Below are 17,974 nucleotides of genomic sequence, written 5' to 3'. Positions count from 1 at the left end.
GAAGATAGAAATACCGTCAGTCTGACCCTCGCGGATTTCGAGTGTTCACACCCTTTGACAGTGTAAGCACGGATGAGTATAACACACACCCACCGGTAATTCGGGGCGTAGCTATGAACCGCGATTCAACCATCACAAACCACCCTGCACCCACATGAAAACCCGGCAAGTCACCATCGAGAAGATCGATCAGCTGTTTCTGGAGTGGTTTGACTATATCAATGCCTCAGCGCTGTATCGACAGGCGCTTCGGGAAGAGATGGCTGTTCGTGATATTGATCCACACGAGTTTCGGGATCTCCTTGAACGCGCTCAGGAGCAAGGCCATTCGTTCGATGACGTTGTCGGGAAAACAAATCGATTGAGCGATCTCCAGGATCTCGTCACGGACTCAGCCGATTCGAAGGGCGGGAATCATCCCGATACACCGGCGAACGAGAACTGTGGAACTCCTCAAAACGAGACACGCCAATGAAAGATAACGACCTCCCAGAGAATACTGAATCGCCTTACAACCGGCTCATTATACGACAGGCAGTTACTGTGTTGGTCGTGTTGAGCATCATTGCCGTCGACCCTGTCCTCGCTCAGGACGACGTGGTCTGCGAAGCCGAGCAGTTGCCTGGAATGATCTCTGGGTTCTTCCAGATCACGACCGCCCTCGGCATTGTCGGGTTAGTAGTCGTCTGGCAGGCAGATTCCCTTGCCGAGATGTTCACGATGAACCCCGAGCAGAAGAAGGGACTCAAACAGCACAAACGAACCGCACTGAAGTCCGCGGTCATCCTGCTGATACTCGGTCCACTCTACACAGTTGCAGGTTCAGCAATGGGCCTTCCGCTTGCAGAGTGTGTCGACTTTGTCCCGTGGTAGTGTCCGCGCCACTCTATAGATTCCACCAAAACAACCCCCCTATGCACCGACTCACGGTCGTCCTCAGCGTCGCCCTGTTCATCGGGTGTGTGAGCTTCGCCGTTGGTGTCGGAAGTGCCGACCATCCCCCACGTCCGGGCACTGACGACAGCGACCTCGATGAAAACGAGACGGCGACACTGTGGTCCAAAGCACCAAACGAGTGCCTCAGCGACGAGGTGTACTACGACCGATACGGCGAGAACCGGACGGAGATGCACGCGTTAGCGAACTGTACTGACATCACGTTCCAAGAGCCACCAGAGACGGCGGAACTGTGGACGGAGTATGATTTCGACTCACTCGAGCCCGGTGACGGGGATACTTCGATCTATCCACAGCACGCCGATCTTGAGAGTTCGCTTGCGATCGAGGACGCCCACGCGACGATCTTCGCTGCCCAACCGTCAACGATGGTGCATCAGGATGAGAACGAAACGCCACTCTACGTTGCACCTGAGGGTGAGCTGCGTGGCCTTGTTGATTATCGGGCTCGAGCACCTGACGATGAACAGATCGGGAACGACACGATCGAGTGGTCGGTGCTCGATCACGAAGTAAGCGAAATTCAACTCCTCCAGGACGGGGAGGTCATCGCAAGTGATGAGGACGAGCAGACGCCCGTATTCGATTATGACCTCGAGGGGGCTGGTTCGTCGACACTCCGTCTCGAGGCAGATATCGAGGTGGACCTCGAGCAGAAAATCACTGAAGAGGTCGACAACCAGACGCAGACACGCTACGAGTATCCGACTGATGAGGTAACCGTCTCCTCTGAACTCGACGTCGAGGTGTACGATCTGACAGCGTCGATCTACTACGCGGAGTACCCCGATGGGGACGCTGGCGTGGCGATCTACCAATCGCAGCCATGGCACGGGTATACGCTCACCGAGGACGGAGAGGCGGCCGTTCGGGGGGTCTGGCGGTATTATACAGCCCGTGATACGGACTGGGATTACCTAGTCCACTCGAACCGGACAGACGAGAAAGTGATCCATTCGGACGCATTACCCGTCTCTGTCCGAGCGTATCCCTCCGAAGTTGGCCCGCGCACGGACCCGATCATCGACGGCCCAGAGATCCAGGAAATCTGGGGTTCTGAGAGCCCCTCACCGAATTCGACGGTTCACGAGAACGTTGAGATTGACGTCATCGACGAGCCGTACTCGCAATCGCATGGAATGGCGATCCGCTACACAGACGTTGATCGCGATCACCTCGAGGTCCAGGGGATCGTTCGTGGTGTGAACGCTGAGCTCGTCGAACCGGAGGGTGGGACTGAACGCGAGATTCGCGAGAGTAACCTCTCCGTCGAGATCGTCGACCAAACCGAGACGGAAGCGACCGTCCGTATCGAGCTTCGTGACAATGAAACCGGCGCACCGATCGTTCTCGAGAATCCGTTTGAAGACGATCCTCGGTTTGCCCCGATCGGTGTGGAGTCACGAGATGGCTATATCTCAATCGGGGATGAACAAGTTCGAACGAACGCCTCCGGCGTCGCAACGGTCACGATAGGCACGCCGGGGATCTATTCGGCAGAGTACCACCCAGGCTCGTGGCGAACCCACGATCCAGCATACGTTGGTGACACGTCGAGTGCCGCGTGGCACCCACTTGGTTCTGTGAGCGGATGGTTTGCACTGCTCGTCGACGTATTCTGGATTTCGATTCCGTTTTTGGTCGCACTGTACGCAGGATTGAAACTCGGCTCATTCTTTCGAATCTCGGAGGATCCATACCCATGACACGAATCAACACCCCCACCAGACGGACGTTCCTCGGAAGTATCGCCATCGGTACGATCACCAGCATCGCCGGTTGTATCGCTTCAAACGGAAGCGAGAACGGTACTGATGAGAATGACGTATTCGAGTCTGTCACTGTTGAAGAGACCGATCTCATCGTCGAGCTCGACGATGAGCACACACTCGATAAGCTGTCGGTCATTCAGCCGAACGGCGAGCTCTTTGCAGATACTACACTGTCCGCTGGTGTCCGTCGTGAAACATTCGCCCTCAATACTGACTACTCGCCAGGTGAGTACGAAGTGCTGGGCGGATCTGACGGTGAGGAGCAGGCATCGACATCGATTACAATCGAGCCAGATGTTCAGCTCGTAGACCTCCGACTGGGGCGAAATTATCCCGACGAGATGTACGAGGATGCAGGTGATCGTCGAACCCGAACCGAGACGATCCTGACACTCGAGAATGACGGAACAGGGCCGGATGCTGCTGTGAGGCTTGTCTTCGCCGGTGACATACCGGGGCCGACTTCAGACGACTTCGAGGAAAGTGGGATCTACGATACCGAGAGCGATCTGGGTGGATACGCAGATGCCGTCGTGCTTCCACCCGGTGAAACGGTTACGATCTACAGCTACTCACAACCGTTCACCTCGGCAACCGGAAATGTCTCCTGTTCACCGGAGACAGAATACGGGGAGTTTGAGACGACCGTCGAAACGACTGTACAAGATGAGTCCCCCACTGGAGCGTACGAAGTCGCATATACTGGTGACGATTTGGTCGAGTGTGACATCGAAATCGAGGAGGTTCAATGAACGTTGTCCTCTCCTTCTCTCTCGTCGAGATCGGTCGTGAGTGGTTTGAGGACGCTGTCGAGACGGTAATCGAATGGTTCCAGCAGGGACTTACTGAGGGCTATGAGGAGGTAACCGAGGAACTGTTGGGAACGCCAGTCCCTGAGACTGGCGATACGTTCGTCTTCGGCACTCCACAGAACGAACCGTGGACCGATCTCCATGATGCATTGGTAGCTGGCGAGATCATGCTGTTAGCCCTTCTGTTACTCGTAATCTGCGTACAGGGGCGTCACACGATCCGCATTTTCAATTTCGGGAGTTCCTACGAGGCACGGAAGGCTCGACGCAGCTCGTGGACTGGTGCATTTCTGATCGTGACCTGGTACTGGGTTGCGGTACTCTCACTATATCTTGTTAATGGGTTCACTATCGCACTCATCCCCGGGTTTGACACACTCATGGATGTGATGACCGACTTTCTCGCAGTATCAATTACGAATCCTGCGCTTGCACTATTGATGGCGATGATTGGCGGCTTTGCGATGTGGGTATTGCAGGCACTGTTTTTCATTCGGGAGATCCTGCTGTACGTCTATCTGTATGCAATGCCGATCGGGATTGCAATCGCTTTCGGAGGATTGCCGATCGTTTCACGCGTCGCGAAAACCGTCTGTATGAAGTTCGTCCCACTCGCGATTTTGCCACTCCCGGTGGCAGTTTTCTTCAAAGGATATGAACTGCTATTCAGTGAGGGAACGGACGCCGCCGTTGCACCAGACAGCGCGTTCCTGAGCTACCTCGTTGCCGCGTCGCTCCCCGTGCTCTCGTTACTCATCATCTGGAAGATGTTCAAATACGCGAGCCCGATCACGGCGAAAGTCATCGGTGGGACCACCAAGGCCGCGGTCACTGCTGGGACTGTCGCTGGTGCCGCGACCATTGCTGGTCCTGCTGCAGCGACGACGGCTGCCCGCTGGGGACCGAAGGCCGCTGCTGGGCATGCCGCAGCACAGCGACTAGGGTCAAGAAGAGGTGGATACAGTACCGATGGGGGTAGCGGCAGGAACAACCGTGGAGGCAACAACGGCGGTACGAAGCACGATAACGTAGTGACCGACGCCCACGGACAACAGGGTGTTCCGTCCTACCGACGAACCGAGAACGATCCGGGGTACTACTAATTATGGGAGCTGATCAACGACCGGCGTCACGGCGTATCATGGACGAACTCGGCGAGGAGAATCGGGTTCCGATTATCAACGTCGCTGAAGGCGATGTCTACGTCTTACTCGGGTTCCCGATCACCGGCCTGTTACTCGGAGGGATGAGCGGGATCGACACACTCGTCCTGCCACTTGTCCTCACCGGTGTCGTGCTCGGTGTTGCTGCGGTCTACGCAAGTCCGAGTCATCTCCCAGCGTCAACGTGGCTTTCAGACGTGTATCGGTACTACTGCAAGCGACCACGAGTAACGCTCAACGTTCCAGATGAAACGGCTCATGAACGCGAGCAGCGAGATGCAACGCGAAACAAGGACGGGCTGATCAACTACACGCCATTTGCGCCCGACGAACGAACCCAAGACCTCACGAACATCGAACGTGCGTGGCCAGGGGCACGGACGATTCAGCGCACTGATGGCTCGATGGAAGCGCTTCTCGAGATCAATCCGGGGAACATGGACTTCGCGATGTCCGGCGACTGGGCGAATGCACAGAGCATCGGGGCCGAGTTCGCGAACACGGAACTCGATTATCGGATCAAATTCCACGCCACGACCCGTTCGTTTCCAGTTGAGAATCTCATTGACCAGATCGAGGAGCGACTCACAGATGACGACGTTACAGAGAACCCGGTCTTCGAGGAACTACTGAGTGAATATCGTGAGCAACGCCCACGCGATCTCGAGGGAACGCAACAGCTTCGATACTTCGTTGGCGTCCAAGTGAGTCCGTTTGAAGTCTATAGTCGGTATCGCGACGAGCAATCACCTGCCGAGAAGTTGACTGACCTTCCAGTGATCGGCTTTCTATTCAACCCCTTCGTGACTCGTCGGGAGGACCTCAATGACGCCGAACTCCGCGCAAAGATGTTCGAGAAGCTGGATCGACGCTGTCGAGCTGTCCAGACCGAACTCGTCCAGAAGCAATCCGGTTGGTCCGCTCGGCGGCTAACCACGGTCGAACTGTTCGTGCTCGCAATGGACTTCTGGGCAGGGGAAGAGCACGAGTATGACGACGCTGGCGATGCAATCCGCGAGCAGCCAATTCTCGGCCATTCACGGAGGGACGATGATGAGTAACGTGGTCATCCCACTCCAGACGATAGAGGCGGTCGGACAACTCTTGAACGACCTCACTTGGATGCACGCCATTGTTGGACTTGGTGTGCTGGGTGCGCTCGTTGGAATCGGCATCTCGGCCTATCGTGACTGGCAGGAGGACGAAGACGAGGTCGAACTCTCCGAGCTGCTCGACGAGGAAACGCTCGAGGCAGGCGAAGTCGAGGGGCGCATCCTCGACGACATCGCCGAACGCCACAAGAGCATGATCGCACCAGCTGTGGTCGGCTGGGGGACACGAACTGCTGAGATCGATAACCAGTGGACGTCGACGCTGTACATCGCTGACTACCCTGACTATCCGAAGGACGGTTACCTGAACGAGCTGTTCGAGCTGACCGACGTCGAGTTCGACCTGACCGTCCACATGACGCCGAAGAACCAGCAAAAGGCACGCGATGAGCTTCAGCGCGTCGCTGACGACCTGCAGGTCGATGCCGACCTCGAGCGAAGCGTTCGGGGCGCGTACCTCCAGGAGCGGGCCAACGAGGCTGTGTCGACGTACACTGCTGTCGAGGATGGTAGCCGCGTGTTCGATCAGGGGATGTTCATCACAGTTCGGGCAGATACCGAAGAAGAGCTTCGAGAGTCTGTCCAAACGGTTCGAAGTCGGCTGCGCGAGCAGCCAGCTGGCCTCTCACCAAAGACAGCGATCTGTAAGCAAGATCTCGCCATCCAGGCGGCTGCACCGATCGGTTCGAATCCCTTCGGTCGGGAAGCTATCGCCCTCGGTGGCAGTGTCGGTGCGTTACTTGCTTCACCACACAATGCGACGATTCTCGAGGATGACGGTGTCGAGTTCGGCGTGCACTGGAAGAACGATAGTCCAGTCGTGATCGATCCGTTCGCTCGTGAGAACGGCTATGCAATGTTCACGATCGGTGATCCCGGCTCTGGCAAATCGTTCGGTGCGAAGCAGAACTTTATCCGCTCGATCGAACAAAGCGAAGACCGCATCGGGATCATTCTCGAGCCGCTGAACAACTGGGCAGGCGTCGCCGAGGCTCTCGGCGGAACGCGGGTTACTGTCGGTGGAAATATGGGGCTGAATCCGCTCGAGATCAAGCCCACGCCCGAGCGTGTCCAGCGGGCGATGGGCGAGGACGCCAGTCCCTATCGCGAGAAACTCGACAGCGTCATGAGCTTCCTGTCGAACTACTTTGCTCTCCGTGGGATTCGGCTTGGCGATAAACGAACGACGCTGGAAAACGCGATCGAAACGGCCTACAGTCGCAACGGGATCACTGACGATATCACGACGCATCATAATGAAAGTCCGACGCTACGAGACGTCCTTGATATCCTCGAGGAGATGGTCAATGATCAGGAAGAATTCGTCGTCCGGACTGACGAAGAAGCGGGAAAGATCCAGTCCGATGCAACGTGGCTGATCGACCAGCTTCGACCGTTCGCTGACGGTGGTCGGTATGAGAATCTCGGTCAACCGACGGAGTTCGACATTCGCGACGAAAAAGTGATCTATCTCGATCTTGCCCAGCAAGAGGGCAGTCTCGGCGGGAGTACGAGTCTCGTCATGCAGCTCCTGATCACGTTGGTGTACGAGCGGGCGAAGGAAACCGACAAGGAGGTCGTCTTCGTCATTGATGAAGCTCGATACCTGATGCAGGATGCGGCGAGTCTCGAGTATCTCGAGATCGTGTTCCGTCATCACCGCCACCACAATCTGTCGATCCGGATGGTCACCCAGACCGTCGACGAGTTCTTCCAGCACGCCGAAGCCGAAGCAATCCTCGACCAGTGTGCGATCAAGCAGTTCCACCATCTCGACGGAATGGATACGCAGTGGGCCGATGAGTTCGGCTTGAACTCGGCACAGATGCGCTTCGTCCAAGACGCCGTCCCCGGTAACGAGGAGACGGGATATTCTGAGGCGTTAGTCGGTGTCGACGGGGAGTGGCGCGGAATCGAAGTACGGGCAATGGAGAAGGAAAAACAGGTGATCGACTTCGATGCAAAAGAACAGTCTCGTGCCGATCTCCCTGGTGCTGATCAGTCAATCGATGACCAGGTGGTTGAATACTCTGATACCGAGGACAAGACAACAGCGCGAACGAACGATTTGGATTCACCGACCGAGGCATCGACTCGATCTGATGGTGGCTCCGCTGACGGAGGTGAAGACGGCCGATGAGCGACTATGTTCGTGTCGTTCCGACATCTGAAGGGATTCGACGGACGGAGGTGCCAGCGGTTTTCGAAAGCCTGCACAAGTTGAAGAACCCGAATGCAACTGAATTCACGAAGCGGCTGAATCCGTTCGTAGATACATCCCCTCCAACGTTCGAGTTCATCGCAATCAGCGAGGGAAAAGACGAACCCGTCGAATTCTATTACGGTATCAATCAGCCAGCCCACCTCGAGACGCTCGAAAAACAGCTCAACACGATCTATCCGAATACGTTCGATGTGACGCTCAGTTCCTTCGATCTCGAGCAGAAGCTTATTCCACCAACTGAATTCACCCACGATGAGTTCCGGGGACAACTTGAACACGGAAACATACTTTACCAGCCTGCTGAGGATGAGATACAGCCTCTCTCAGAAGAGGACGAAATGGAAGTAACTGATGGAGGAGAGACGCTCCTCGATCAGGACACAGGGAAATGCAGCTCACCTCTCGCTGATCAGCATGTCGAACTCGAGGATGGAGTGTTCGAACTCAATGGTCCCGAGACACTCCCGAAGGATGACCCACTTACCACGATTCCACGACCGACTGCAACGGAAGACGGAACGGTCCTTGCTCGTCCACCGGTCGCTGACCTCGAACCTGTTGGGGTCCAGTGGTACGGGACTGCTGAACGCAAACGCGACTGGATGACGACGATCAAATCGTTCTCAAGCGACGATCCAGATCCAACCGAATACGAGACCGACCGCTCATCGGTCGCCGTGATCATCGATCACCTCACGGAAGCCGAGCATCCGATCGCATTCCACGTTGTCTGGACGCGAAAGCCGGATTGGTCGGATGATGCCGCTCTTCGCAAAGAGGATCTCATGGAAGGCCGGGATACGTTCGCACAGCGGTACATCGGCCCAATGTTCGAGATGGAAGAACGCCCTGATGACGAGAAGCGTGGGCATCGCGTCGGGAGTGCGGCGCAAAACCGCTATGATCGGATCGATGCCAAACATCCGAAACGGACATTCACCGTCAACCTGCGCGCGATTGCTGTCCCCTCAAATGACGAAACCGAAAGACTCGAAAGGCGCCTTGATCAGCTCGCTCAGGCCCTGGATTCGTTAGACGGGCCGTTCTATGGGCTCGATGGTACACGACTCAGATCACAGGGCTTCAGGAAAACAGCCAAGCAAAAACGGGCTCAAAAGGTCCTTCGGAAGGTGCTTGACACCGACCTTGTCACCGGGCGTGGGAAACGAAAACCTGACCTCGTATTGAACGGCGATGAGCTTGCAAGCGTCGCTGTCGTCCCCTCTTCCGAGGATCTGAGTGTCGAGGGAAGTCGTGGGACGCGATCCGAGCAGCGGTCTCGGAATCCACTCCCGCGACCGCATCCGGATCTAATGGAGCAGTTTCGAGAGGGGATGGCAATCGGCTATGCCATTAATGAAAACGGCAACCCAGAAGAAGTGCCAGTCCATATTCCAGCGAACTTACTGCCGACACACTATGGCCGCTTCGGCACCACGGGAGCAGGGAAATCGAAAGCGCTCATCAACGATCTGCTCTCACTCTACGAGAACACAGATGGTCCGGTCATCCTGATCGATCCAAAGGGCGACGGCATGAGTGAGAATTACATGCGCGCTCACGCTCGCCGATTCGGCATGACCGACCTTGAATCGAACGTGATTCATTTCTCGATGCCGGAGATCCTCCCCGGGTTTTCGTTCTTCAATCTCAAACCTTCACTTGAAAACGGACTGCGTCGTGCCGACGCTGTACAGCGGAAGGCCGACCACTACGAAGAGATCCTCAAGCTTGTAATGGGAGAAGATCGATACGAGCGCGCGACGGTCGCACCGACGCTAATTCAGACGCTGATCAAGGTGCTGTTCGACGAGGAATACGGCCGCGAGAATGGACTCTACCGAGAGGACGTGAACTACTTTGGACACCGGCAGTTGGAGCACATAGTCGACCAGCTCTGGCAGGCAGGACCGCCAAATCCACGAGAGGATGAAGTGCCGCGCTCGAGTGACGAAGAAGTCCGCCGGACGATTCGCCGTCAACTGCAGCTCGACCCGAATACGTTCGCGAACGTGATGGGTGGTGTCGGGAATCGTCTCGCCTATATCTCACAGGATACGCATCTGCGCCGGATCTTCAACAACACCGAGTCCCGGTTCGACTTCCGAGACGCCCTCGACGAGAACACGGTCATTCTGTTCGATCTTGGCGGTCTCCGCAATGAAGCCGCACGGCTCATGACGGGTGTGATTCTTACGAACCTCGATGACGCTCTCCGCGAGCAAAAGCGGGCGGTGAACCAGCAGCCGGACGACTACGTCGTGAACCTCCTCATCGACGAGGCTGCCTCAGTCGTGGTCTCCAACATTATGAACGATCTGCTCGAGAAGGGCCGGAGCTTCCGGCTTTCAGTTGGATTGTCGATGCAGTTTCCGGAGCAGATCGAAGCCGAAGGCGGGCGAAAAGTGTATCTGAACGTCCTGAACGATATCGGCAGCCCGATTGTCGGGAAGATCAACGTCGACCGCGATCTGGCCAAGGCGATGGCTCACGAGGAGATGGATCCGACCGAGTTCGCCAATCGGATTCGATCACTGCCACGCGGGGAGTGGATCGCACAGCTCCCGAGTCCGACGTTCGGCGAAACCGGCCCATATCCGTTTAGCGTGAAACCGTTGCCGATCCCTACGGGTCATCCCGAGAGCAAGTCTCCGTTGACCGACTCGGAAGAAGATCGTTTTGATGAGTTGCTGTCGACCATTCACGAGCAGACGAGCGATGAGTTCGGTGTACCCGAAACCGGAATCGCATCGTCGGAACGGTCTCCCGAAGCAGTACAAGAGATCCTCGGCACGGCAAATCAGGATCTCGATCAGGCGCTCGCGAAGACGATTCGGATCATCCAACTCCGAGATGGCGTTCGCGACGAGAATGGATGGGTGGCCGTCGAAGACGTCGACGCCGAACTGCGGGCATGCTTCGATGGAATAGATAGTGATCCACCAGACTACGATGTGCTCGCGGACATCCGGGAGCGATCACGGCTTCTCAATGTCGACCTCGATACAGCCGCCGACGAACTCCTGGTCCGTCTGACCGACATCGGAGAGACTGCAGCAGCGCCAGACACCGGTGACGTGAGAGCATCGGGAAGCGAGGCGCACGATGCGGCGCTACTGGAGATCGAGGCCGCACTCACGACGCTCGAATTTCGTGTTACGATTCTCACGCAGGATGGTAACGAACGGCCAGACGCGAAAGCAACGCATCCCGATCTTGATGAAACATTTGCTATCGAGGCCGAAACCACGACACCGGAGAACCCGGTGAAGGTTCTTACCAACCTCAGAAAAGCACAGGACGCTGAACACATTCCGTTATTCGTTGTCCGCCCCGGCGATACGGAAACTTACTGGGCTGAACGAGTTGAGCAGATTCTGTCACCGCCGGTTCAACAGCTCGCAAGTGGTGAAACCCGATTCTATACCCACGACGGACATATCACCTTCAGCGGAGGAGCGACCGAACAAGGTGGCGTGACTGCCGTCCGGCCCGCGACTGGTGAGACGGACTCAAGCCGAACCGTCTGGATGCGTGAGGATGACGAATTCGTGCTCAGAGATGGCAATGGGATCGAGTACACTCGACTCCCGACGCTCGCGGACGCGTCGAAGGGCCGATTCCCTGCCATCTACAGCTACGACCACGCAGCGGATGAGTACGTCGTGTACGAGCAGGGGGAGCAGCACGTCTACGGCTCGAAAGATGCATTCGAGGCTGACTGGACTCGGATCAAGAAGCCATTCATCCCTGATGATGAATTACCCGTGCCAGGATATCAGCGATCATCGTACGGTATCGTGATCCTTCGTGATGACGGTGAATCTGTTGTATACGAAGACGGCGCTACGAGACCGCTCTCAACGTTGGTAGAAGGAACACTGCAATTAGCATCGACCGAAACAGAACAAGAGCAACTCAACGACAAACCAGCTGCTCAGCCTTCCCAGACGGAAAAAGAAGAGGCTGCGGAGCATACTGACGTATCGTTTGCTTCGTTTGTCGATGCATTTCTCATCGAAGACGGCGAGACGACTCTTCCGAAAGCTGAGGTCTACACCATGTACACGGACTGGGCGGCTGAGCATGAGATCGATCCAGTTAACAAGAGTTGGTTCTCCCGGAAACTTGGCGATCATATCGAGTTCGAGACAGGTCGGGAAAGACGTGATGGGGAACTCGTCCGCTGTTATACTGGCTTCCGATTCGCACCACAGCAGGAGACGGAATCATAGAGATGCGAGGGATGAATACAAACTGCCTACAGGCAGACAATCGCCCGAGAGCGCGCTGTTCCACCCACGGCAGAGGGATGGAGTCAAGCAGGTTCGTTGTCGAAACGAAAATCACGGGATGGAACCGTGTTCCACCCATTGATATCTTGGGTGGAACACGAACAGCAGCACTACACTGGGTGGAACACCATCACGTCTTCCGATTTTCCTCTGTTTATAGCTCCTGTTCCACCCAAAAACCAACTAGTATAGGAGGGGGGTTCCCCGTTGGAACCAAAGGGTTGGATCGACGCGACCAGCAGGTGGCAGTTTGTCGTCGACCCCGAAGGGGATCGAGGTCGCCAGCGGCGATTTTCTAGAATTATGACTGATGAATTTACGCTCGATGAATCGGTACTCCCGGCGGGGCTCGTCGAGTCCGATCAGTGGATCTGCTGGCGCGAACAGGAACGCGATGGGAAACCGACAAAGGTTCCGATCACACCAACGACGGGGGAGTTTGCCTCGTCGACGGACGATCAAACGTGGACAACCTTCGACGACGCCCTCGAGTATACCGAGGCAGGGAACGCTGACGGAATCGGCTTCGTCTTTACTGATAACGACTCGTTTGTCGGCATCGACCTGGACGACTGTCGTGACCTGGACACCGGCGCCATCGACGAGGCAGCACAAGATATCATCGACCGGCTCGATTCCTACACCGAACGATCACCGTCCGGAACTGGGTATCACGTCATCGTAGAGGGGGAACTCCACGGTGACCGGAATCGGAAAGGAGCAATCGAGATGTATGATTCAGCACGCTTCTTTACGGTCACTGGAGAGCACGTCGACGAAACGCCGACAACGGTCGCGACGCGTCAAGACGCGCTCACAGCAGTCCATCGTGAGTACGTTCAGGACGACGCGACTGACGATAGGGACAGTGATCCACCTAATGAGGCAGCAGGAGAGCCCAGCGCGGAAATCGACCTCGATGATGAGGAACTCCTCGAAAAGGCGTGCAACGCGACGAATGGGGAGAAGTTCGAACGCCTCTGGAACGGGAACACACTCAGCTACGAGAGTCAGTCCGAGGCGGATATGGCGCTGTGTTTCCTGCTCGCCTTCTGGACTGGCGGCGACGCCATGTGGATGGATAAGCTCTTCCGGCAGTCCGGCCTTCTTCGAGAGAAATGGGACGAGATCCACTATGCCGATGGATCGACGTACGGTGAGAAGACTCTCGAGCGAGCGATCGCGAATACATCGGAGTTCTACGACCCAGACTCCGGAGGCGAGGCTACTCAGACCTCTCTCACAACAAGTGAGACGTCTTCGAATTCCGACCGTAACAAATCGAGTCGAACTCACGCGTATTTGGCTGAAAAGAACCGATTGTTGACTGACCGTGTTGACGAGCTCGAGGAAACACTCAAACGGAAGAACGAACGCATCGACCAGCTCGAGACGAAGCTCGAGGACCTCAAAGCTGCAGGTGCAGATCGCGATTGCGAGATAAGACGCACCGACAAGGAGCAAGCCGCCAATACCGACAAGGCCGATGAAGTATCTGAGAGTGCGTCCGCGTGGAGCCGGACAAAACGGTTGTTTGGAAGTCGCTCTGAGGACCGCTGAGGCCACGAGATAGTGTTTTCACCCCGGAGGGAGGTGACGAGACTCTCAAACCGCCCCGGAACAACAGATGACTTCCAAGCAACAGCACCAACGAGACCGTGGTATCGATAGAGCACTAGCCCATCCAAATATATCTGCACCGCTCTGGTTCGGTCTCCATCTTTCAGTTCCAAACGGTCGAAGCAAGAAATCGATCATCACGTTCGTCGAGTGTGCCCTCGTCGAGCTGACACACGAGGACGTCGGTGGCGAGTATCGCTCCTCAAACAACTGGGTATCAAAAAGACACAGTACCTCGCAGCCGATGCGACCGGCCAGACGTTCACGAAGCAGCATTACGACGAACGACTCGGCTGGCACAAGCAGACGCTTTCTCGCCAGGACGTACGCAATGAGCTGGTCAATCACCTCTCACGGTCCATATCATCGGCAACAAATCGAAGTCATGCTGCTCCCGTTGAGGAGTCCAACACATTCGAGGTGAAACCCATGTGGCAACTTCGAACTGCTTCACAAAGCAGGTGATGACTGACCGCTACCGATGAGTAAGATCCCTCCACACTGAATGCGTGGAGTGATAAGTACAGGTGATTTACACAACACAGAGTATCGAATTTTGATAAAATAATCCGATGATCAATAGCCTTCTATATTGATATCTACTGAATCGAGGACGCTTTTCTCATCAGTAATCCTGATAAGGAGAGTATGTGTTATAAGGTCGTCATGGTCGGGGATTAGTGGCTTATCTATAGAAATAGCAACCCGAAGGCCGTCTCCAATGCGTTCAATCGAATCTAATTCGAGATCGTCTTCTGATCGCATTCCATTTTGAACGACAAGAGTATATGATTCATCAAAATCAGTCTCTTCGGTAAAATGGGACAGTTGTTCAACAGCTCTAAATTCGCTGGCTGCGGTTTCTTCGTCTGTTATTATCGTGTGTGACTCTTCTCTTGGCCCAAATACATCACGCGCATCGAAAATATTCCCTTCGTAGTATAGCGTATCTACAGTCATACCACTGGGGATTGACGGAGATCGAGACCTGTTCCATGCATACCCCACTCCAAGACCGAGACCACCGACAGCAAGAAATTTCCGTCGATTCATAGTCAAATATTTGAGGTGAGTCGCCATATGTCTTCGGGAAGCTCAAACACCGATTTGATCAATCCGCACGTGTAGTGAGCGATACGTCTCGGTCTGCAATCCGAAGTCAATTTTCCGGCGCTGTCACACGGAGTTCATCGTCGACCTCATAGAAGTAGCCTCGCTCGAGCAGCCGGATGAGCGCAAAGTTCGCGTCTTCAGGTTCAAGGGCCAATTCATTACTTCTAAGAAGGATCTCGAGTGCTTGCTCTCGAGGGACCGACTGCACATCGTCATGATCGTCCGAGTTGAGACTGTGCGTACAAAGGACATCGTATGCGTCTAGAATCCACTCCGAAAGCGGCGGTCGTGGATCAGTGCTGTCGTGCATCTCGTCTTCGTACCTGGATTCTTCAGTATCGAGTTGCTTAAGAATACCCCACTGTGGGAGTAGAACCGGCTTCGCGGGGCAACTAACAGACTCGAAGCCCGCATTCGAATGAGCGACTCTCTTTCTTTCCAGTCAGCCCTTGCGCTTCCCCTATCAATCGGCCAGTCCGGGAATCGTTTTTTCGCACCCAAGAGGTGAGGCGCGACCACGTGTGCCTCGAGATTATCCATGAGTACAGATCGATCAATTCAACGCAAGCAACACCAGGAACACTACCAGAACTGCAACACCAGCGACCGAAAGCGACAGTATTCCGGCGATGTCGCTCATCTGAATGGGCACGAACTCGTTGCCGTCGACGAGTGGCTACCCGGCACGGAACCAACACCATACGAGATTGACCTCACCGATGGATACGAGTACCGAACGCGCTACTGGCACTGCCGGAACTGTGGCCAAGAACGAAACCGCCGTCGCGAGTTCAGCGATCCCTGCGAGGCACCAGACCCACCGACTCCGCTCGAGGCAGGCGACTACTCGATCGACGAGCCGCGAACCCGCCGGGCACTCAGCGGGGATATGGACGTTCGCTTCGTCAGTGTGGGCTCAACCTACGAGGTTGTCAGCGAGAGCGGGAACACCTACACGGTCGATATTGAGGCAGAGACGTGTACCTGTCCGGATTGTGAACAACGCCAGCCTGCCGGTGGCTGCAAACATCTCAGACGCGTTGATCTCGAGATCCGAACTGGGATCATCCCCGCTCCGGATGGGACGTTCAACCGGTGACTGCGGGTTGAACTGGTCGTTCGCTCGAGATGGTTTGTCGCCCCCGGAAGGGCTGCGGGGGGCTCAATGAAGCCCACCGCAGCAATTCATGAGAACAGCTGACGGAGCAACAGCGTCATCAGACGCTGAGACGACTCGGTTCCTGAAGCGAGGTATCGCCAGATGACCAATCGCAACGCGTGCCGAATGCCGAATTGTTCGGCACGCACTCGCGATCGGGCAGGATACGCTGGCCGGTTCTGTTCGGACAGCTGCGAGGTCCGATACGACCACCTGCAGGCGGACGATCGAGATGCCGCTCAGGAGGATGCGTGCTGATGCTCGAGCAGATCGACCACCGTGGCAAGCGCTTCACGATTGTTGACGGCAGCACCCGCGACGAAGCGGGAGTCAGACGCTGTCAGCGAGCAGCCGCACTCGAACGCCAGGCCCAGCGAGAGCTCCGCGAACTCGAGCATGCGAAAGCGGTCGCTGGTCCAGCCGGTGCAAATCCCGACGTCGAGGTGTTCAACCGATGACACCAGATGATCCTGATCCACACGACATCCCTGGATTCGACCGCGCACTCGGTGTCGATGATCCGGTTCCCGACTCGGAGTACGGTGATCAGGGGTACCACCCGGAACGTGACGCTGTTGATGGCGGTCACGTTCCCATCGACGATCTTCACGAGGCACTCCTCGAGGCCGAACAAGCCCTCTGCGAGATTGATGAGCGACTCCCCGAACCGATGACGCTCAACAGTTCGCTCACTGAACTGGGTTCCACCGCAGATGCGTATGCTCGGCTCGATCCTGAGCACCGCAACAGCGGGGGGTAAGCCAACGTACTCAGCCTAGTCGCTCGTCGGAGGTAGACTCTTTGTATCTACCTTTGAGTTGGGCCTCTTCTGCAGTTCTGAAGAAGGGAGACTAACTTTAACCAACAGTTCCGAGTGGTGTCCCCAGTTTTGTTGGTTAATACTCACGGAGCTAGACCTTGTTCTACCACTTCATCTGCTACCGATATACGAGTCTATCGGCGCCTGGAGGCGCGAGGCGCGCTCGAATAGCGTGCTCGAACTGATCCTCATGACTGGTTCAGATGCAATCAATAACACAGCTGACGATCACAGACGGCTTAAAACCGGACTCCTCGCTCAAGACCAGGCTACGACTTACGTCTCGACGGCAGACGTCGACGAAACGACCGCCCGATGCCTCGTTGGTGCTCTCCTCGAAGACGATGTGGTCATCCCGGATTCCGAACAGCGAGTGCTCGTTCACGAACCACGTGGCGAAGCGTTTGATTCGATCTGGCAGCTAGCTGTCTTCCATCGCGGCTGGACGGCCGCCCGCGATAGCGGCGAGGAGGACAAGTAATGCAGCAGACGCTCGTTGGCTGTGCCTTCTGTGACGCCCCGCCCGGCACCGAGGCCGGTGAGGCGCATACCTGGGGGCAGGACGAGCGGGTCACCCACCCGATCTGTGTCGACTGTGCCACCCAGACGCGGCCGGATCACGACGAACGCGATCATCACGCCTGCGACGGCTGCGGACTCGTGGTCGACGCGCTCGCAGCGCTCACGCGGTTCCGGGTGGAATTCGGTCACCTCGAAGGACCCCTCCAGATCCGCGACCGCTGTAGCCCCGGTGGGCCAGCTACATACTGGACGCGCGACCTCGAGGAACACGTCGTCGCGACGCCGGAAGCATCGCTCGACGCACTCGACGTCGACGTGCACTGAAGCAAACTCCACGTCGTGACTCGACGGGCCTATCCTCTGTCTTGAGACAATGTGCAAGGTCTGCACATATGCCGAAACGGT

Annotated in this window: 16 protein-coding genes; 14 read left to right on the top strand and 2 right to left on the bottom strand. The window is 56.1% G+C overall.

Annotated elements, in window-relative coordinates:
* Positions 1-154: 154 nt before the first annotated feature.
* The 9 genes from BBD46_RS10630 to BBD46_RS10590 all read left to right on the top strand — a co-directional run bounded on the left by BBD46_RS10630 (position 155) and on the right by BBD46_RS10590 (position 13,895).
* Positions 155-475 carry a hypothetical protein gene (locus BBD46_RS10630; protein WP_071401679.1) on the top strand — a complete coding sequence of 107 codons (321 nt, stop codon included), beginning with the start codon at positions 155-157 and terminating at the stop codon, positions 473-475.
* Positions 472-873: a hypothetical protein gene (locus tag BBD46_RS23145; RefSeq protein WP_071401678.1), complete on the top strand. Its 402-nt coding sequence runs from the start codon at positions 472-474 to the stop codon at positions 871-873. The genes BBD46_RS10630 and BBD46_RS23145 overlap by 4 nt, the downstream gene beginning before the upstream one ends.
* A gap of 41 nt (positions 874-914) precedes the next feature.
* On the top strand, positions 915-2,663 hold the full coding sequence (locus tag BBD46_RS10620) for a hypothetical protein (RefSeq protein WP_071401677.1): 1,749 nt from the start codon (positions 915-917) through the stop codon (positions 2,661-2,663).
* Positions 2,660-3,481 (top strand): hypothetical protein, encoded by an 822-nt coding sequence (locus BBD46_RS10615; RefSeq protein ID WP_084777732.1) that lies wholly within the window; start codon positions 2,660-2,662, stop codon positions 3,479-3,481. Before BBD46_RS10620 ends, BBD46_RS10615 begins: the two co-directional genes overlap by 4 nt.
* Entirely contained in the window at positions 3,478-4,644 is a 1,167-nt protein-coding gene (locus BBD46_RS10610; RefSeq protein WP_071401676.1) for a hypothetical protein, read from the top strand. Before BBD46_RS10615 ends, BBD46_RS10610 begins: the two co-directional genes overlap by 4 nt.
* Before the next feature lie 2 nt (positions 4,645-4,646).
* Positions 4,647-5,765 carry a hypothetical protein gene (locus BBD46_RS10605; RefSeq protein WP_071401675.1) on the top strand — a complete coding sequence of 373 codons (1,119 nt, stop codon included), beginning with the start codon at positions 4,647-4,649 and terminating at the stop codon, positions 5,763-5,765.
* Positions 5,758-7,956, top strand: coding sequence for a VirB4 family type IV secretion system protein (locus BBD46_RS10600; protein ID WP_139173567.1), 2,199 nt, complete (start codon positions 5,758-5,760; stop codon positions 7,954-7,956). The genes BBD46_RS10605 and BBD46_RS10600 overlap by 8 nt, the downstream gene beginning before the upstream one ends.
* On the top strand, positions 7,953-12,275 hold the full coding sequence (locus BBD46_RS10595) for a helicase HerA domain-containing protein (protein ID WP_071401674.1): 4,323 nt from the start codon (positions 7,953-7,955) through the stop codon (positions 12,273-12,275). The genes BBD46_RS10600 and BBD46_RS10595 overlap by 4 nt, the downstream gene beginning before the upstream one ends.
* 363 nt (positions 12,276-12,638) lie before the next feature.
* Positions 12,639-13,895 (top strand): hypothetical protein, encoded by a 1,257-nt coding sequence (locus BBD46_RS10590; RefSeq protein WP_071401673.1) that lies wholly within the window; start codon positions 12,639-12,641, stop codon positions 13,893-13,895.
* Between the two features lie 636 nt (positions 13,896-14,531).
* Here the strand turns inward: BBD46_RS10590 and BBD46_RS10585 are convergent.
* Both BBD46_RS10585 and BBD46_RS10580 read right to left on the bottom strand, forming a co-directional pair.
* Positions 14,532-15,008: a hypothetical protein gene (locus BBD46_RS10585; protein ID WP_253184547.1), complete on the bottom strand. Its 477-nt coding sequence runs from the start codon at positions 15,006-15,008 to the stop codon at positions 14,532-14,534.
* A 106-nt stretch (positions 15,009-15,114) separates the two neighbouring features.
* A complete protein-coding gene (locus BBD46_RS10580; RefSeq protein ID WP_071401671.1) occupies positions 15,115-15,378 on the bottom strand; it encodes a hypothetical protein in 264 nt (87 codons plus the stop codon).
* Positions 15,379-15,606: 228 nt separating this feature from the next.
* Between BBD46_RS10580 and BBD46_RS10575 the strand changes: the two genes are divergently transcribed.
* The 5 genes from BBD46_RS10575 to BBD46_RS10555 all read left to right on the top strand — a co-directional run bounded on the left by BBD46_RS10575 (position 15,607) and on the right by BBD46_RS10555 (position 17,893).
* Positions 15,607-16,167: a hypothetical protein gene (locus tag BBD46_RS10575; protein WP_071401670.1), complete on the top strand. Its 561-nt coding sequence runs from the start codon at positions 15,607-15,609 to the stop codon at positions 16,165-16,167.
* 317 nt (positions 16,168-16,484) lie between these two features.
* Positions 16,485-16,685 carry a hypothetical protein gene (locus BBD46_RS10570; protein ID WP_071401669.1) on the top strand — a complete coding sequence of 67 codons (201 nt, stop codon included), beginning with the start codon at positions 16,485-16,487 and terminating at the stop codon, positions 16,683-16,685.
* The gene (locus BBD46_RS10565; protein ID WP_071401668.1) at positions 16,682-16,987 is read left to right on the top strand and encodes a hypothetical protein; all 306 of its coding nucleotides are present in this window, start codon (positions 16,682-16,684) and stop codon (positions 16,985-16,987) included. Before BBD46_RS10570 ends, BBD46_RS10565 begins: the two co-directional genes overlap by 4 nt.
* 250 nt (positions 16,988-17,237) lie before the next feature.
* Positions 17,238-17,528, top strand: coding sequence for a hypothetical protein (locus BBD46_RS10560; protein WP_071401754.1), 291 nt, complete (start codon positions 17,238-17,240; stop codon positions 17,526-17,528).
* On the top strand, positions 17,528-17,893 hold the full coding sequence (locus BBD46_RS10555; protein ID WP_071401667.1) for a DUF7558 family protein: 366 nt from the start codon (positions 17,528-17,530) through the stop codon (positions 17,891-17,893). Before BBD46_RS10560 ends, BBD46_RS10555 begins: the two co-directional genes overlap by 1 nt.
* Positions 17,894-17,974 lie beyond the last annotated feature (81 nt).

The organism is Natrialba sp. SSL1 (assembly GCF_001861355.1).
Classification (GTDB): Archaea; Halobacteriota; Halobacteria; order Halobacteriales; family Natrialbaceae; genus Natrialba.
This window is presented reverse-complemented; position numbering and strand designations above follow the sequence as displayed.

Excerpts from the sequence above, each read along its gene's own strand:
- BBD46_RS10595 (WP_071401674.1), top strand. The coding sequence starts at position 7,953 with ATGAGCGACTATGTTCGTGTCGTTCCGACATCTGAAGGGATTCGACGG.
- BBD46_RS10580 (WP_071401671.1), bottom strand. The coding sequence starts at position 15,378 with ATGCACGACAGCACTGATCCACGACCGCCGCTTTCGGAGTGGATTCTA.
- BBD46_RS10555 (WP_071401667.1), top strand. The coding sequence starts at position 17,528 with ATGCAGCAGACGCTCGTTGGCTGTGCCTTCTGTGACGCCCCGCCCGGC.
- BBD46_RS10575 (WP_071401670.1), top strand. The coding sequence starts at position 15,607 with ATGAGTACAGATCGATCAATTCAACGCAAGCAACACCAGGAACACTAC.
- BBD46_RS10610 (WP_071401676.1), top strand. The coding sequence starts at position 3,478 with ATGAACGTTGTCCTCTCCTTCTCTCTCGTCGAGATCGGTCGTGAGTGG.
- BBD46_RS10620 (WP_071401677.1), top strand. The coding sequence starts at position 915 with ATGCACCGACTCACGGTCGTCCTCAGCGTCGCCCTGTTCATCGGGTGT.
- BBD46_RS10630 (WP_071401679.1), top strand. The coding sequence starts at position 155 with ATGAAAACCCGGCAAGTCACCATCGAGAAGATCGATCAGCTGTTTCTG.
- BBD46_RS10585 (WP_253184547.1), bottom strand. The coding sequence starts at position 15,008 with ATGAATCGACGGAAATTTCTTGCTGTCGGTGGTCTCGGTCTTGGAGTG.
- BBD46_RS10570 (WP_071401669.1), top strand. The coding sequence starts at position 16,485 with ATGCTCGAGCAGATCGACCACCGTGGCAAGCGCTTCACGATTGTTGAC.
- BBD46_RS10590 (WP_071401673.1), top strand. The coding sequence starts at position 12,639 with ATGACTGATGAATTTACGCTCGATGAATCGGTACTCCCGGCGGGGCTC.
- BBD46_RS10560 (WP_071401754.1), top strand. The coding sequence starts at position 17,238 with ATGACTGGTTCAGATGCAATCAATAACACAGCTGACGATCACAGACGG.
- BBD46_RS10615 (WP_084777732.1), top strand. The coding sequence starts at position 2,660 with ATGACACGAATCAACACCCCCACCAGACGGACGTTCCTCGGAAGTATC.
- BBD46_RS23145 (WP_071401678.1), top strand. The coding sequence starts at position 472 with ATGAAAGATAACGACCTCCCAGAGAATACTGAATCGCCTTACAACCGG.
- BBD46_RS10565 (WP_071401668.1), top strand. The coding sequence starts at position 16,682 with ATGACACCAGATGATCCTGATCCACACGACATCCCTGGATTCGACCGC.
- BBD46_RS10600 (WP_139173567.1), top strand. The coding sequence starts at position 5,758 with ATGAGTAACGTGGTCATCCCACTCCAGACGATAGAGGCGGTCGGACAA.
- BBD46_RS10605 (WP_071401675.1), top strand. The coding sequence starts at position 4,647 with ATGGGAGCTGATCAACGACCGGCGTCACGGCGTATCATGGACGAACTC.